The sequence below is a fragment of the Clostridioides sp. ES-S-0048-02 genome, from assembly GCF_020658495.1.
Classification (GTDB): domain Bacteria; phylum Bacillota; class Clostridia; order Peptostreptococcales; family Peptostreptococcaceae; genus Clostridioides.
This window is the reverse complement of sequence record NZ_JACVWH010000017.1, coordinates 45291-62555: the sequence shown is the minus strand read 5'-3', so window position 1 is coordinate 62555 and position 17265 is coordinate 45291. Positions and strand designations below refer to the sequence as shown.

Below are 17265 nucleotides of genomic sequence, written 5' to 3'. Positions count from 1 at the left end.
TCCCAGTATATATTTTTTACAATTTATTAGAATAAAATTCATATATTGGGAAATATTAATAGTAAATAAATAATTGTTGCTATAAAGTAGAAATTATCTTTAAAAGCACAAATTAATTTACAGTCTCAAATAGAGCTTATATAATTTTAAAATTATTATAAGCTCTATTTATATTACCAATACTTTCCATGTAGCATTATGTACTTAACAGTTATCTGCTTTAAATGAATTCTCTAAAATATCATAAATTTGTTTTGCAAATTGACGAGAATGTTCTTCTTTTTCTGTATCCATAAAATTAGGCTTACCTAAATCACGTTCAACAAGCATTCCTATATATTTTAACTGTGAATGTTTGCAATAACGCTTTATACCATCTTCCCAGATATCAGCTCCTTTTTCAGGTCTATATCCACAAGTTGTAATAAGTGCTACTGATTTTCCTGACCATAGTGCTGGTCCTTTTTCATCACCATAGTATTTATTCATACCATATACCAATCTATCGAGCAATGCTTTCATTGGAGAAGTGCAATACCAAGAATAAATTGGAGTTGCAAGAATAATTAAATCACACATAAGAACCTTTTTGAAAATTTTATGAACATCATCTTGACGACAACATCCAAAAGAAGATAAATTTTCTTGACATTTTTTACAGGCAATACAAGGTTCTATTTGATAATCATACAACCATAACATTTCAAGATTTGCATTATAGTTTTCTAGTTCTTCTATAAATGGTTCTAAAATAGAAGCAGTATTACCATTTTTCTTAGGGCTTCCCATAAGAATACATACTTTCATATTAACACCTCCATATTATTTTAAAATAATGTTTAATGATATAGTAATATTTAAATTTTATAAAAACTTTTTAAATATATATTCTATAAAATGAGTTTCATTTCATTTAGTAGTTTAAAACCAACAGCCTAAAGAAGTGATTTTAGAAAACTAGCAATATTAGTAACTATGTAGAATGCTAATAAAATTAAAATCATCCATGTAAAAATATGATTTTTGTATGGATATATCTTATTAATTCTTTTTCCAATACGTACCAGTAAAATATACATTAAAAAATATGCTAAAAAGACCATTAAAAATTTCATATATAACCTCACAATTTTAAAGTTTCATATAAATTTAGGATACTACGAGAATACATTAACAACAATACACTTTTTTAATCTGTAATAAAGTTGAAATAAATCATTCAAAAAATTAGGCAAAAACAATTAAGATTGGATATAAAATATATTCAATATAATAATTTTAAGTTATATTTTTTTATTAGATAGATGAATTTATGGCATAAAAACTTATAAATATTACTATTGAATGTTTACTATATAAAATACTTGAAATGCATACTTTAAGCATATGTATATAGTTAACTATACCAATCTATAGTAAAATATATTATAAACAGTATAGGAACTTAATTAATAAAATCATCTATAACTTTGGAGGTATAAAATATGTATTTAAATCAAGAATATAGTTTTATAAAAGAACATGCACCATGTTATATATATGATGAGATTAATATAATCGAAAGGTGTATGGAGTTAAAAAATAGTATTTTAGGTTTTGATTTTTTATATTCCATCAAAACAAATCCATATAATAAAATTGTAAAAAGCATTGCTAAACAAGGGTTTGGAACAGATGCAGCATCCATGAAAGAAGTATTGATTTCAAAAGAATGTGGAGTGGATAGAGATAATATTTACTATTCTGCACCAGGAAAGCTAGAAGAGGAGCTAGAAGCTGTTTTAGATAAGTGTATAATTATTGCAGATAGTATAACAGAAATAGAACTTATAAATAAAATATCAGAAAAACAAAATAAAAAAATTAAAATAGGCATAAGAATAAATCCTGCTTTTACTATGGATGATGATAGCTCTATATCAAGCAAGTTTGGTATTGATATAGAAGATATAGATAATGTTTTTAAAATACTAAATCTTTGTAACTATATATCTGTGGTTGGAATTCATATACATATTAAATCTCAAGTGTTAGATTTTGAAAAGTTAGGATGTTATTATGAAAAATGTTTTCTCATAGCACTAAATTTAAATAAAAGTGAACATATAAATATTGAATTTATAAATTTTGGTAGTGGTATTGGAGTAGTATATGACAATCTTAAAGAAAGTCCAGTTAATCTTAAAAAGCTTTCAATATTAACTGAAAAGATTGTTTCTACTAATGCAAATACATTAAAGGCTAGACTCTTTATTGAATCAGGTCGTTTTGTAGTTTGCACATCCGGTAATTACTATACTAAAATTGTCGATATTAAGGTATCAAGAGGGATAAAGTATCTTGTTGTAAGAAATGGTCTTAATGGATTTATGAGACCTATTATTTCTAATTTAATTGAGAAAGTAACTTGTGGTGTAGAATTAGAAGGGCAAGAACCATTATATACATCAAATCATGCATTTTATTTTTCAGTATTAAGTAGTTCAGAAGAAGAAGAATATGTAACAATAGTTGGAAATCTTTGTACATCATTAGATGTGTTAGCTAATAATGTTAAATTAAAAAAGGCAGTTATAGGAGATGTGATTTCAATTAATAATGCAGGTAGTTACTCATATTCTCTATCTCCATTAATGTTTTCAAGCTATGAATTTCCTAAACAATACTATAGAAGAAAAGATGGATGGATTGAGTAAATTTTTATGATATATTAAAACTGGAATACTTTACATTTACTGACTTTTGATAAGTAAAAGTTGAAATATCCTTTGATGGTTAAAAAAGAGATAAATGTAAATTTTATAAAATGTTAGCAAAAGAAATATCAAAAATTTGAAATAAAAAGATTTATAAAGAACATACATAAAATTTAACTTAAGATTTTAATTTCAGTTTTAATAAATAGAAAAGATGAAAAATTAGATGTAAATAAATTAAATGAATTTGAATAGTATTTCATAAATCTAAAATACGATTAAGAATAAATTTGCTGGCAAAATAAATTTGGTAATAAATTTATTTTGCCAGCAAATTAAAAATTATTGTATAGTGTAGTAGTTTGCTTTAGGATAAACATACTTATAGTATAAAGTTTTATGTAGTTTTGTGAATTATAAACAGTCTACAATTGTTCCTTCAGGAAATAATCTCCTAAAAACAAATCTCACTAAAGGGCCTGCAATTAGTAGTTGCAACGGCAATGCAATGATAAAGTTGTTGAGTATATTAACAGCCCATACAAATAAGGTTGTGCTAGAGAAACCAACTGATTCAATGGCTCCAAATAAAGACATACATATAACCATCCCACATACCATACAACTTGATATAACAATGGCCTTTGCAATTTGTTTACTTTGTGGATTTACAATGCAAAATGCAATTTTTTTAGCAATTTTAGAAACAATAAACCAATCAAAAATCATACCTACTACATAGGCTAGCGGAAACCCCATCCAAGCATTTTTTACAGTTTCTGATGAAAGACCTTCATGTAAAGAGATATTATAGATACTCATAAAAAATACCATAAAAGCACACATAAGCACTGTGAATATCAAACTTTCTTTTTTATTTTGTGGCATACTTATTTACCTCCCAATTTAATTTATTTATATTAGGATTATACATTAAGAAAAATTTTAGTGTAAGTAATTTTTTTTATTTTTCATTTTTTTATTTAATTGAAAATTATTTTGATATAATGAAAAATTAAATTTAAATATAGGATATGATTTTAAGAGGATAAGTAATTAGAATAGTTATTATAAATTAAGTTACAGTTTATGAAAATTACTATTTTATATTGTCTAAAATAAGATAGAATAAATCAAAGATTTAAAAAAAACTTTAACTTAAAAATAGACATATTATTGAAATCTAAATTAATCTTAAGAAGAATATTCCAAAAAATTAAATACAAATACACTTTTAGTTTTTTGAAATCATTTCTCTACAAAAATAGGAAATATAAACATGTCTATGATATATATGGTCTCTAATATATGAATCAATAAGAAAATTTAAATTTTTATTTCTTTGATAATCTATATCTTATTTATGTACTTAAATTTATTATGTAGAATAATCATTACTTATGTAATTTGTTATAGAATTATAGCAAGAAATAAATTATGGAAAAAATTGGAAAATATTATTATCGACAAAATCTTTGACTTAAAAACTATATTGCGATAGTATTAATTTAATAAAAGTTTGAGAGGGGCGTAAGGCTATGACAATTTCAAAAATACCACAAGCAGAGTTAAAAGTTATGAAGTTTATTTGGGAGAAAAATGATACAGTAACATCAAAAGAAACTATTGAAGCTATGGAACAAAAATATGGATGGAAACAAACAACAACATTGACACTTTTATCAAGACTTGTTAAAAAGCATTTCTTGAATGCAGAAAAAATAGATAGATATACTCATTATACGATAGTTGTTGGTCACAAAGAATATTTGAATGTTGAGACAAAAGATTTTTTAAGTAATATACATGATAATTCTTTACAAAGTTTACTTTCAGCATTACATGAAGATGAAGTGATTGACAAAGATGCATTAGATTTATTTGAAAATCATTTTAAAAATTTAAAGGATGAATAAATATATGTATTTATATGTTTAAGTTTTTAATAGATCGATATATACAAAAATCTATATTGGTATTATTTAATAAGTTACCAACTATTTATAAATTGATGATTAATAGGCGTAAATTCAATAAAATACCTATTAATAATTAAAGTAAGTGGTATCAAGTTAAATGATACCACCTATTTTAGTTCTCCATGCTTTTAGCTTTAAAAATAATTTTTTAATTCATTATTTTTCCTTAATTCAAGCCGTTATTTTATTTAATCATATCAAACTTCCTTAATTGTTTCTAATTGTAATGTTAACAATTTAGTGGTTAATATTTCGTTAGTTGATTTTATACTATTATTAAAATCATTAAGTGATAATATCAAATTTAAGTGCCATTTTATGTTATAATTAGTATGTATTTTTAATGGTATATTTTATTGTGAAGATATAAATTAATTATTTTTGGGGAGTTATTATGTTAGACACGTTTATAACAATTGTTTCTTCTATTATAGAGATATGGGCATGCAAGAAAGTTTTTGATTATACAAGTAAAGTAAAAACTAATTTAATGAAGCTAAATATATCTTTCTTATTTTCTATTTTTCTTATTATCGGTTCTTTTTATATAAATGTAGGAGCTAATGATAGAATATGGATATGTATTCTTATAACTTTTATTTTTTATAAGTCTAATTATAAGGTCAATATATATAAATGTTTAGTGGTTTTGTTTTTTTATTGGATGGTGTTAATAGGTATAAATGCATTGAGTATGCTATTAGTAGTTTCAATGAACAATTTAGATAATATGAATATTTTACTTAGTGGAAATTTATACAGGTATGAAGCTATCTTTTTTGGAAAATTGATTTTAATTATATTATTATACATTTATAAAATTTCTTGTACTAATTTTAAAATTAGTACAAAAGAATTGTATATATGTGTTCCAATGATAGCAAATTTATTATCATTTTTTATACTTTACGATTATATTATTAATCTTATAAAGATTTCTCCTGAAAGAAGAGTTGTCTTTCTAGCAATAGTTTTACTATTGATATTATCCAATATCTCAATATTTGCATTAATACGTATAATACTTAAAATTAAAGAGAAAAAAGATAATATAATAAATTAATTAATACATATAAAAATAGCTTAGTATATATTTCTAATTGATATATTATAGCTTATTTGTTTTAAAAGATTGAAAATTGAATTATCTGGTGAAGTAGATAAAGTTGATTATGCTAAGACTTTCTAAAATGAGCGTATTAGTGACATAAGTAAGATTACATAAATGTATTCTCAAGTTGTATGGTAGAAGAACTGATAATATTTAAAAAATTATCAAGTTTTAGTTTATAGAGCAGTTTATTTTAACATATAGACTGTTTTTTTATGTCTATAACTATACCATGTAACATTTGTAAAATTACTTATAGACTTTTTAATAACTTCAAGAAATGCCTATTTTGTAAGGAGAGATATTAGTAAATATAAGAAAATGTAATGTTAACATCCTAGCTATGTACCAACCAAAATCACTTTTATGCGTTCTTTATATCTAGACATATGTGTAACAACTATATTGCAACACATGTACTCAAGTGAAAAACACTCTGAACAGACTCCAGTTACTCTGCAAGGTGTTTTACGTTTTCCATTTGCTTCTAGTTCAGAACAAGCAAATGTTCGAATTCTTTCAACAGAAATTAAAAAAATTTACAAATATGAACTTCATTGTTTTTTTGAAAAAATGAAATGTATGTGTAAAATATATGGGAACACTTTTATCAAGTTTTTATAGTAAAAAGATTATATTATTAAATTTGCTTAGATATAACTTGAGGGAGTAACAGAATATCAAAAAAGAAATACATAAATATACATATATATTTATAATATGTCTATTGAGATTTTAATTGATAATTAAGAAGTATAAAATTATTTTAACAAATTCATAATTAAATCTTAATTTTTTAAATTATACATATAAAAGTCAATATTTACTTTTATATGTATAATTTTACACAATTTTATTGAAAAGTTATTTTATTAAAGAAATATGTATTTATAATTACTGATGTTATTTATAATAAGCTATTTTAACTTTAAAAATTAATGTTAAAAAAAGAGTCTGTAGGTCAGTATCAAAAATAACTTTATAAATATCTCAAATAGACTAATCTTACATATATTTCCGATAGATTATATTGATAAAAAACACTAAAATTAAATTAATAAGAATACTTGGAGGGATGGTAATGAAAGAGGAATGTTTTATTAATATTGAATACGAAGATAAACGTTTTTCAATTAACATTAAAGAAATTTTGTACATAGAAAAGCAAGAGTATGAATCAAAAATTTATACAGAAAATGGAACTTATTATATTGGAGAAAATTCTTCTAGTGTAAGAAAACTACTGAAAGAAGAAAATTTTTTCAAATGCAGTAACAGTTATATTGTAAATTTAGATAAGTGTGAATTTTATCTCAGCAATAATTGTATTTTTGTAGGAAATAATTTTATAAGAGTTTTAGGTTTAGATAGAAAAAAGAAATTAGAAAAGAAGTTAGAAAAATTATATGATTATAAATATTAACTTTGAGAGGCTGTATTTTATACAGCCTCTTTATTTATTTTATTGTATTATTAATAAACTTTAAATTATGATAAAATATAAGACAAGCATTGCTTTTAATAAATAAAATATAGGATAAGTTTTATATAACTATATGATTTTATATAACTACATAATAAGAAAAGTAGAATATATTTATATAAATAAAAATTAAATTCATAAACAACTAAATATATTATATGATGTGTAAAAATATTAGACAAATTATAATATATAATTTGAATATTAAAAATTGCTGTATTTTGAAAAAGTTTAAATAACTTAGTTTGTAAATTTATTTTAAAATAAAAAATAATAAGATAAAGCATATTTTTTAAAAAATACATATAGGAGAGGATAGTAAAATGGATAAACCAAAAAATAGTCTAAACATTGATGAAAGAAAATTAAAATGTCCTTGTATTTATAAACATTTTAAAGGAAAATATTATGCTACAATGGGATTGAGCAAAGCCATTGATAATAATGATATAGAAAAAATCTGTGAAACATACAATGAAAAAGGTTCAACTAAAAACAAAATTAGGTATAAGCTAGATGTTAAGCATACTGAACTAGATGAAAATATTTATATATATATAGACATGAATGGAAGTTTTTATCATAAAAAAGAAAAAGATAATAATAATTTGGTTTTATATAAAACTCTATATGATGATACAGGGATATTTGCAAGGCCATTAGATATGTTTTTATCAAAAGTAGATAGAGATAGGTATTTTAATCCAATTCAAGAATATAGATTTGAAGAATTTTATAAATAAAATATGATGATTATTTTTTATAAGTTGAGAAAAAACCTGTTATTATATAATAAATTGTGGTAAATATAAATAGTATGAGCTAAGAAGGATATATTAGATTAAGTTATAAAATAGAAACATAGTAAACTATTATATGGTATAATTAAAGTTTGAGAAGTGACAATTTATATTTAATAAAAAATAGACAGATACATTAGGAGGAAATATGGGAAATACTTTTTATATAGTAAGACATGGACAAACAGACTGGAACTTATTAGGAAAAACACAAGGTCATGGTAACTCTGACCTTACACCACAAGGGATAGAACAAGCAAGAGAACTTTCTGAAGACATTGGTAAGTATTCGATTGATTATATTTTTAGTAGTGATTTAGGAAGAGCAATGCAAACAGCTCAAATTTTAGGTGATAAGCTCAATATTGAAGTACAAAAAACTGAAGCACTTAGAGAAATGGGATTTGGAGTTTGGGAAGGTCTTTTAATAAAAGAAATTCAAAAAGACTATTCAGATATATATTCAACATGGAGAAATGAGCCACATTTAGTAAATATACCAGAAGGAGAAACTCTTAAAATTATAAAAGAAAGAGTGGATACTTTTATAAAGGAATTAAATGAAAAATACAATGATAAAAATATAGTTCTTGTTACACATTCAATTACATTGAGGGTTATGTTACTATCATTCTTAGAGTCAGGTATGGAAAATATATACAGAATTAAGCAAGATAATACTGCTTTAAATATAGTAGAGTTTAAAGATTATGGTCCAGTAGTAATAAAGATGAATGATACAAGTCATATAAAAAATCATGTAAAAATAAATAATTCTGCACTTGAGTAAGTATCAAATTATAAGGAGAAGTTTATGAGTAAAGTTATAGTGGTTGGTGGAGGTCCATCTGGCATGATGGCAGCCTTGTCAGCTTCGAAAAATAATAATGAAGTAATATTGATTGAAAGAAATGGAGAGTTAGGGAGAAAGTTAAGAGCAACTGGTGGAGGTAGATGTAACTTTACCAACAATAGAGAGATAGAAGATTTTTTTGATAAGGTTGTGAACAATAAAAAATTTCTATACAGTAGCTTTTATACATTTACAAATAAAAATCTTATATCGTACCTTGAAAGTAAAAATTTAGAATATAAGATTGAAGAAGAAAATGACCACAAAGTCTATACTAAGAATGATAAATCTATAGAAGTAATAGAATTATTAAATAAGGACTTAATTAATCATAATGTAAAGATAATGTATAATAAAAAAGTTGTGGATATTATAACTGAAGAAATTACTGAACAAGATGACCATAACAATAATAAAACAAATTATTCAATAAAAGGTGTCATTTTAGATAATGGAGATAAGATATTAGGAGATAAAGTCATTATATCAACTGGAGGAGTTAGTTATTCAAAAACAGGTTCAGATGGTTCAATGTATAAGGTTCTTCAAAATCATGGACATACATTAAATAAACTATATCCTGCTTTAGCGCCACTTACAATAGAAGAAAAATGGATTAAAGCTTTGCAAGGAATATCTATGAGAAATGTAGAAATATCTTGTAAGATTAAGAAAAAGAAAATATCAAAATCAGGAGACATGTTATTTGCACATTTTGGGATAACAGGTCCTTGTGTACTTATAATCTCTTCTTATATCAACAAGATTATTGAAAAAGATAAGATAGAATTAAATATAGATTTTTTACCAAACTTAGATGTCAATGAAATTTCTAATATAATTAGAGAATTTCCAAATAAAAATATCTTAAATAATCTTAAACAGATATTACCTCAAAACTTCTTAAAAGAAATTCTTTCTATATTATCTTTAAGTGATAAAAAAGCAAATGATTTATCTAAGGCTGATGAGATTAAAATTATTGAGTATATAAAAAATATGAAACTAACTTGTAATGGAACTACAGGGATAAACACTGGAATGGTTACTTCTGGTGGTATTTCAGTTAAAGAAATTAATTCTTCTACAATGGAGTCTAAGTTAATAAAGGATTTATTTTTTACAGGTGAGGTGATAGATGTAGATGCAGAAACTGGTGGATATAATTTACAAATAGCATTTTCAACTGGATATCTTGCAGGGATTAGTGTATAAGTTTTTGATAAGTCGATTATTAAATATAAATAAAATAGAGGTGTAGATATGAGTAATTTGATTATAGCTGTGGATGGACCAGCAGGGGCTGGTAAAAGTACAATAGCTAAGATAGTATCAGAAAAACTAAATATAAATTATATAGATACAGGTGCTATGTATAGAGCTGTTACTTATAAGTGTTTAAAAAATAATATTGATGTTAATAATGAAAAAGAGGTTATTAAAATAGCTAAAAATTCAGATATAGATTTTGAAAATAATAACATATACTTAGACCAAAAAATTATAAATAATGAAATAAGGACAATAGAAGTAAGCAATAATGTTTCCAATGTAGCTAAGATAAAAGAAGTAAGAAAGTTGATGGTTGAAGTTCAACGAAAAATTGGAACAAAAAGTTCAGTAATATTAGATGGTAGAGATATAGGTTCATATGTTTTTCCAAATGCAGATTATAAATTCTTTTTAGTAGCTACACCAGAAGAAAGAGGAAATAGACGTTATAAAGAACTTTGCAATAAAGGATATAATACTACTTTAAAAGAAGTAATTGAGGATATAGTAAAGAGAGATGAAATTGATTCAAATAGAGAATTTGCACCACTAGTAAAAGCTGAGGATGCACTAGAAATAGATACAACAGGAAAGACTATAGATCAGGTTGTACAAGAAGTTGTATCTAAGATAAGTTTTTAAGCTTAATGTATCTAAAATGAAAATATAATGTAGTATTGAAGGGAGATAAACGTGAATTTTTATAGATTTGCAATAAATATTTTTAGATGTTTTTCTAAAGTGTTTTTTAAATATGAAGTTATAGGTGCCGAAAATATACCAGACAGAGGAAATATAGTGGTGGCTTCAAATCATAAATCAAATCTTGACCCTGTATTTTTAGCTGCAGCTATAAAGAATAGAGAGATAGCAGCTATTGCAAAACAAGAATTATTTAAAGTGAAGCCACTAGGTTTTATATTAAAAAAATTGCATGTTATGCCTATAAATAGAGAAAAGCCAGATGTATCCACTATAAAAACTATTTTAAGGTCAATTAGAGATGGTTATATATTAGGAATATTTCCAGAAGGAACAAGAATTAAAGGAGACAACTTTGGCAAAGCTAAGGCAGGTCTTTCTCTATTTACAATAAAGAGTAAATCTAAGGTTGTACCAGTATCGATAATATCTAAGTATAAACCTTTTAGTAAAGTAATTGTGTACTTTGGAGAGCCAATATCATTTGAAGAACATTTTAAAGAAAAGTTAAGTAATGATGACCATGAAAGAATGTCGCAAGAAGTTTTAGAAATAATAAAACAGAATTACTTTAAATATTCAAAATAAGGGGGGGATTTTGTGAATGTTAAAATAGCAAAAAATGCAGGATTTTGCTTTGGAGTAAAGAGAGCAATGAAAATGGCATGGGATGAAGTAGAGAAAAATGATTCTGGAATATATGCTTTAGGACCTCTTATTCATAACAAGCAAGCAGTAGCAAGATATGAACAAAAAGGTCTTAAAACTGTAGATGAAATCGATATAATACCAGATTATGAAAATATGATAATAAGATCTCATGGAGTTCCTGAGAAAGTATACAAAGAAGCTAAAAATAAAAAACTTAAAATTGTAGATACTACATGTCCATTTGTAAAGAAAATACATACAGTAGTGAGTGAGTATCATAATAAGGGTTATGAAATAATAGTTATTGGAGATATGAAACATCCAGAAGTGATAGGTATAAATGGATGGTGCGAAAACTCAGCAATAATAATAAAAGCTGTAGAGCAAATGGAGAATATGGAATTTGATAATTCAAAACAATATTGTGTTGTTGCACAGACAACAATAAATCCAGATTTATATTCAAATATAGTTAATAAATTAGCTGATAAACTAGAAAATATAGTATTTAATGATACAATCTGTTCAGCCACAAAAACTAGACAAGAAGCAGCTAAAGCATTAGCAGGAGAAGTTGATTGTATGATAGTTATAGGTGGAAAACACAGCTCTAATACTCAAAAGTTAGTAAAAGTTTGTGAAGATTTAGTTCCAACTTTTGCAATAGAAACTAAAGACGAATTGGATGTAAATATGCTTAAGAAGTATAAAACTTTAGGAGTGACAGCAGGAGCATCTACACCAGATTGGATAATAGAGGAAGTAATAACATTTATTGAAAATTTATAAATATAGTAAACGATGAAAAAATGTGTAATATCGGTATAATATATAAAATTTGTTGTAATATCTATATGTAATTTTATATTATAATATAAAATTACATATGGCAACTAGATAACCTAATATCAGAAAGTGTGTATCTTAATATGCAAGAAATTAACAATATAAGATATGCACTTTTTAATATTAGAAATTTAAAAGATATAATGATATTGATTATCAATAATAAATGAAATATAATATAATTATTGCGAAATTAATATAGGAGGTAAATTAATGGAAATGTTAATATCTGCTTCTGAAGAAGCATTTTTACATGTGGGTTCTATGATTGGATTTTTTATTTTGCTATTTGGATATATAAACTATAAAACTAGTGGTAATTTTACTAATATTATATCAAAAAATAGAAAATATCAACCTTTAATAGGAGCTTTGATAGGAGCTATACCAGGTTGTGGTGGGAGTTTGGCAATAATGCCATTATATATAAGTGGAAAACTAAGCTTTGGAGCAATCATTGCAAGCTTAATAGCAAGTATGGGAGATGCTGCATTTATACTTATTTCATCAAATATTAAAATGTATTTTTTTGTGACTATAGTTAGTACAATTACAGGAGTAATAACAGGACAACTAGTAGATTATTTTAAGTTAGAAGAAAAATTGAAATTAAATAAATATGGAAAATCAGAAAAACATAATACAGATAAAAATTACCATAAAGATAATGAAGAATCGCATAATCATGATGATATAATTTTGGATAATTTAGCTAAATCTCATGGAAATACAAATAGACTTGCATTTATAATAACACATGGTAAAGGGTACAAAATTTATATAGGAATTGTATTAATAGGTTTTATATTTATGTCTCTTGCTCATTCTGGAATAAATCTTCCTATTATTGAAAAATTACATTCACTAGAAGAAGCAATAGCAGTTATAGGAATACTATTCTCAATAGTTTATATGTGGTGTTTTAAAAAGGTATTTAAAAATTCTAATCAAAAAGAGGAAGAAAATAAGAAAATTTCCCTAAGAGAAATGCTTATACATTCTGTAGGTGAAATTTCATTTGTTATTACATGGATTTTTATTGCATATCTTATTTACGATTTGATAATATTGGTTTTAGGTGGAGATGAATACTTAGTTAATTTAGTTTTATCAACAGGTGTAATTAGTGTATTTATAGGTGCAGGTCTTGGGCTTATTCCAGGGTGCGGTATACAAATTGTACTTATGTCATTTTACTTGAAAGGAACTATACCACTTGGTGCAGTAATAGCTAATTCCATATCTCAAGATGGAGATGCACTTTTTCCGCTTTTAGCAATGGATAAAAAATCTTCCTTATGGGCTATGATTATTACTACTATACCAGCTATAATCGTAGGAATTATAGTTTATGCTTTTTTAGGTTAATTGAAAGTAGATTTTAATATAAATGATAAAAATACATAAATCTATACTATGGATATAGTAACAAGTATTAAAAATATAAAAAATAAAATTTAATATAATTAAAATATTTATAAATAACATGAGAAATAATATTATTGTTTCTTATGTTATTTTTGTTTAATTTAATAAGCTATGGAATAAATTTCAATCAATACTTTTTATTGAAACTCATATATAATATATATTAATAAATCAAACTATAATATATGATACAACAAGTATATTGATATAAAAAATTTAAGAGGAGTTGTAAAAATGAGCAATTTGAAAAAAAAGTGTGATGTTGCAAGTGGAAGAGATAAAGCTGATATTGTACTTAAAAATGGAACAATTATAAATGTATTCACAGAAGAATTAATAGTAGGAGATGTAGCAATAGTAGATGATACAATTGTTGGAATCGGCGAATATAGTGGTAAAATAGAGATTGATTGTAGTGGTAAATACTTATCACCTGGTTTTATTGATGCACATATGCATATTGAATCTACAATGGTAATGCCAATTGAATTATCAAAAAAATTACTAAAGTCAGGTACAACAACTGTTATAGCTGACCCTCATGAACTAGTCAATGTAAAAGGAGCAAGTGCAATAGACTTTTTACTAGAATCAACAAAAGAAATACCCTTAAATGTATATATTATGCTACCATCATCTGTCCCTGCAACAAGATTTGAAACTAATGGAATAGGAACTTTTAGTGCAAAAGATATGGATGCTTACATAAATAATCCTAGAATCTTAGGATTAGGAGAGGTAATGTGTTTTAATGATGTTATATCTGCGGAAGAGGAAATTTTAGATAAATTAGAGGCTTTTAAAGATAAAATTGCAGATGGACATGCACCAAATATAAGTGGGAAGTCACTTCAAGCATATGTATGTGCAGGAATAAAAAATGACCATGAATGTATAACTTTTAATGAAGTGTATGAAAAATTAAGAGCAGGTTTAAAAATTTTTATAAGAGAAGGAAGTGCAGCAAAAAACTTAGAAGCCATAATAAAGGGATTATTGAAACACAACTTACCAATTGAAGAATTTATGTTTTGTACAGATGATAAACATTTGGATGATATAGAAAAACAAGGTCATATAAGATGGAATATAAAGTGTGCAATCGATTTGGGTATGGAGCCAATTAAAGCTATTAAAATTGCAACTTACAATTCAGCAAGAGCATATGGTCTAAATAGAATTGGAGCAATAGGTGCTGGATATAAAGCGGATATTGTTGTTTTAAACAATTTAGAAAACATGGAGGTAGGTAGTGTTTATAAAGATGGTAAATTGATAGATGAGGGAGTTTTTTCTGATTATAATTATGAAATTAAGGATAAAGATTTACTTAATACAGTCAAATTTAAAGACGTTGATAGAGAAAAAATACAATTAAAGTCAAATGAAAAAAATTATGTAATGGAAATTGTACCATATCAAATTCTGACAAATAAATTATTTGAATCTATACCAAACAAAAATGGATATTTCAATCCAAATGAAGAATATTCAAAGCTTTGTGTTGTTGAGAGACACAGAATGACTGGAAACATATCAGTTGCACCATTAAAAGGGTTTGGCATAAAAAATGGAGCAATAGCAACTACTGTAGCTCATGATTCACATAATATCATAGTTGCAGGAGATAATGATGATGATATTATAGTTGCAGTAAATTACTTGAGAGATATACAGGGTGGCTATGTAATTGTATCAAATGGAAAAGTACTTGCTCACTTAAGTCTTAAAGTAGCTGGATTAATTAGTACTCTTCCAGCAGATGAAGTGCAAGAAACAACTGATAATATGTTAAAAATAGCAAGAAAAATGGGAGTTCCAAAGTATGTAGACCCTTTTATTACACTCTCATTTATGGCTCTTCCTGTTATTCCAAAAATAAGACTTACTGATTTAGGTCTGTTTGATGTAGAAGAATTTAAATTTATATAGATTAGAGTATTAGAAGAATAAAAATAAATAGGCAGGATTTAATACATAAATTAAATCCTGCTTATTTTAATTACTTAACATAAATTCCAGTTTAAATGTTCTAATCAAATAAAGCTTGAAATTTTCAGTATATAAGATTTACATATTCATGAAATTTTCTATATAAAAAGTAAAATATTTTATTTATATATAGAAATATAGGGTAGTAATATAAATATAGTATAAATTATTGATTAAAAACAAAAGGAGAGATATTTATGTTAAGTATAGGTACAAAAGCACCAGAATTTACATTAGAAGATAAAGATGGAAATAAAGTCAGTATGTCTGATTTTAAGGGGAAAAAAGTGGTAATATATTTTTATCCTAAAGATAATACACCAGGATGCACACGTCAGGCATGTGCATTTAGGAACGCATATGAAGGATTTAAAAATAATGATATACCAGTTATTGGGATAAGTAAAGATAGTATTAAATCACATCAAAAATTTGCAGAAAAGCATGAGCTTCCTTTTATTTTACTTTCTGACCCAGATTTAACTACTATTAAGGCTTTTGATGTGTGGAAAGAGAAAAAAATGTATGGGAAAACTGCTTTAGGAGTTGTTCGTGCAACTTATATTGTAGATGAAAGTGGAATTATTGAAAAAGTTTTTGAAAAAGCAAAACCAGATACAAATGCACAAGAGATTCTTGAATATTTGGAAAAATAGGAGTAGTAGAAATTTATGATTATAATGTTATCACCAGCTAAAAATATGAAGAATGTACAAGAATTTGATAGAGATTTAAGCTTGCCCTGTTTCATAGATAAAGCAAAAGAAATATCAAAGAATATAAAAACCTTTAGTGTAGAGGATTTCAAAAGTAAAATGAAAATCAACGAAAAATTAGCTATATTAAACAAGAGTAGATTTGATAATTTTAAATTTGACAGTTTAGGTACTCCTGCAATCTTAACTTATGCTGGAATACAATATAAAAATATAGAAGCAGAGAATTTTACAAAGCAAGATGAGGAATTTGCAAATAGTTGTATTAGAATCATAAGTGGATTGTATGGGGTCGTAAAACCCTATGATAGTATATATGAATACAGATTAGAAATGCAGACAAAGTTACAGATAAGAGAATTTAAAAATTTATATGAATATTGGGGAGACAGTATATATAACGAATTAAACAAAGAAAATACAGCTATTGTCAATCTTGCATCAAGTGAATACAGCAAAACTGTGGAAAAATTTATTGATGACAATCATACATATGTAACATGTAATTTTAAAATAAATAAAAATAATATGTTAAAAGTCGAATCTACACAAGCAAAGAAAGCTAGAGGAATGATGGTAAAATATATTGTTAAAAATAAAATAGAAGATATTAACGACTTAAAAAAGTTTAACTTAGGAGGGTATAAATATCGAGAAGATTTATCTAATAATAAGGAGTATGTGTTTGTAAAAGAGTAGATATTTTTATATAGACTTTAAATTGAATTGTTAAATT

General features: G+C 25.1%; 17 protein-coding genes. 15 read left to right on the top strand and 2 right to left on the bottom strand.

Annotation, left to right across the window (positions count from 1 at the left end; genetic code table 11):
• Positions 1–204: 204 nt before the first annotated feature.
• Complete coding sequence (locus IC173_RS16655; protein ID WP_227483126.1) at positions 205–807, bottom strand: flavodoxin family protein; 603 nt, start codon at positions 805–807, stop codon at positions 205–207.
• 677 nt (positions 808–1484) lie between these two features.
• Here IC173_RS16655 and IC173_RS16650 point away from each other — a divergent pair.
• A complete protein-coding gene (locus tag IC173_RS16650) occupies positions 1485–2696 on the top strand; it encodes a pyridoxal-dependent decarboxylase (RefSeq protein ID WP_227483125.1) in 1212 nt (403 codons plus the stop codon).
• Positions 2697–3110: 414 nt separating this feature from the next.
• Here the strand turns inward: IC173_RS16650 and IC173_RS16645 are convergent, their stop codons facing one another.
• The gene (locus IC173_RS16645) at positions 3111–3584 is read right to left on the bottom strand and encodes a DUF2798 domain-containing protein (protein ID WP_227436019.1); all 474 of its coding nucleotides are present in this window, start codon (positions 3582–3584) and stop codon (positions 3111–3113) included.
• A 650-nt stretch (positions 3585–4234) separates the two neighbouring features.
• Here IC173_RS16645 and IC173_RS16640 point away from each other — a divergent pair.
• The 14 genes from IC173_RS16640 to yaaA all read left to right on the top strand — a co-directional run bounded on the left by IC173_RS16640 (position 4235) and on the right by yaaA (position 17228).
• Positions 4235–4612 carry a BlaI/MecI/CopY family transcriptional regulator gene (locus tag IC173_RS16640; protein WP_227436021.1) on the top strand — a complete coding sequence of 126 codons (378 nt, stop codon included), beginning with the start codon at positions 4235–4237 and terminating at the stop codon, positions 4610–4612.
• Between the two features lie 457 nt (positions 4613–5069).
• Positions 5070–5738, top strand: a complete 669-nt coding sequence (locus IC173_RS16635; protein ID WP_227855884.1) for a histidine kinase — start codon at positions 5070–5072, stop codon at positions 5736–5738.
• A 414-nt stretch (positions 5739–6152) separates the two neighbouring features.
• The gene (locus IC173_RS16630; protein ID WP_227855883.1) at positions 6153–6410 is read left to right on the top strand and encodes a hypothetical protein; all 258 of its coding nucleotides are present in this window, start codon (positions 6153–6155) and stop codon (positions 6408–6410) included.
• Positions 6411–6867: 457 nt separating this feature from the next.
• Positions 6868–7209, top strand: a complete 342-nt coding sequence (locus IC173_RS16625) for a LytTR family transcriptional regulator DNA-binding domain-containing protein (RefSeq protein ID WP_227436024.1) — start codon at positions 6868–6870, stop codon at positions 7207–7209.
• 383 nt (positions 7210–7592) lie between these two features.
• The gene (locus tag IC173_RS16620) at positions 7593–8012 is read left to right on the top strand and encodes a DUF1653 domain-containing protein (RefSeq protein WP_227483122.1); all 420 of its coding nucleotides are present in this window, start codon (positions 7593–7595) and stop codon (positions 8010–8012) included.
• 205 nt (positions 8013–8217) lie between these two features.
• Positions 8218–8859, top strand: coding sequence for a histidine phosphatase family protein (locus tag IC173_RS16615; RefSeq protein WP_227436028.1), 642 nt, complete (start codon positions 8218–8220; stop codon positions 8857–8859).
• A gap of 24 nt (positions 8860–8883) precedes the next feature.
• Positions 8884–10137: an NAD(P)/FAD-dependent oxidoreductase gene (locus tag IC173_RS16610; protein WP_227436030.1), complete on the top strand. Its 1254-nt coding sequence runs from the start codon at positions 8884–8886 to the stop codon at positions 10135–10137.
• A gap of 48 nt (positions 10138–10185) precedes the next feature.
• Positions 10186–10836: a (d)CMP kinase gene (gene cmk, locus IC173_RS16605; protein WP_227483119.1), complete on the top strand. Its 651-nt coding sequence runs from the start codon at positions 10186–10188 to the stop codon at positions 10834–10836.
• A gap of 51 nt (positions 10837–10887) precedes the next feature.
• The gene (locus IC173_RS16600; RefSeq protein ID WP_227436043.1) at positions 10888–11484 is read left to right on the top strand and encodes a lysophospholipid acyltransferase family protein; all 597 of its coding nucleotides are present in this window, start codon (positions 10888–10890) and stop codon (positions 11482–11484) included.
• Positions 11485–11496: 12 nt separating this feature from the next.
• Positions 11497–12336 (top strand): 4-hydroxy-3-methylbut-2-enyl diphosphate reductase, encoded by an 840-nt coding sequence (locus tag IC173_RS16595; protein WP_227436045.1) that lies wholly within the window; start codon positions 11497–11499, stop codon positions 12334–12336.
• Between the two features lie 270 nt (positions 12337–12606).
• Positions 12607–13761: a putative manganese transporter gene (locus IC173_RS16590; protein WP_227483118.1), complete on the top strand. Its 1155-nt coding sequence runs from the start codon at positions 12607–12609 to the stop codon at positions 13759–13761.
• A gap of 294 nt (positions 13762–14055) precedes the next feature.
• Positions 14056–15753 carry an adenine deaminase gene (ade, locus tag IC173_RS16585; RefSeq protein WP_227823864.1) on the top strand — a complete coding sequence of 566 codons (1698 nt, stop codon included), beginning with the start codon at positions 14056–14058 and terminating at the stop codon, positions 15751–15753.
• 257 nt (positions 15754–16010) lie between these two features.
• Entirely contained in the window at positions 16011–16469 is a 459-nt protein-coding gene (gene bcp, locus IC173_RS16580) for a thioredoxin-dependent thiol peroxidase (RefSeq protein ID WP_227823865.1), read from the top strand.
• Between the two features lie 15 nt (positions 16470–16484).
• Positions 16485–17228, top strand: a complete 744-nt coding sequence (gene yaaA, locus IC173_RS16575) for a peroxide stress protein YaaA (RefSeq protein ID WP_227436050.1) — start codon at positions 16485–16487, stop codon at positions 17226–17228.
• Positions 17229–17265 lie beyond the last annotated feature (37 nt).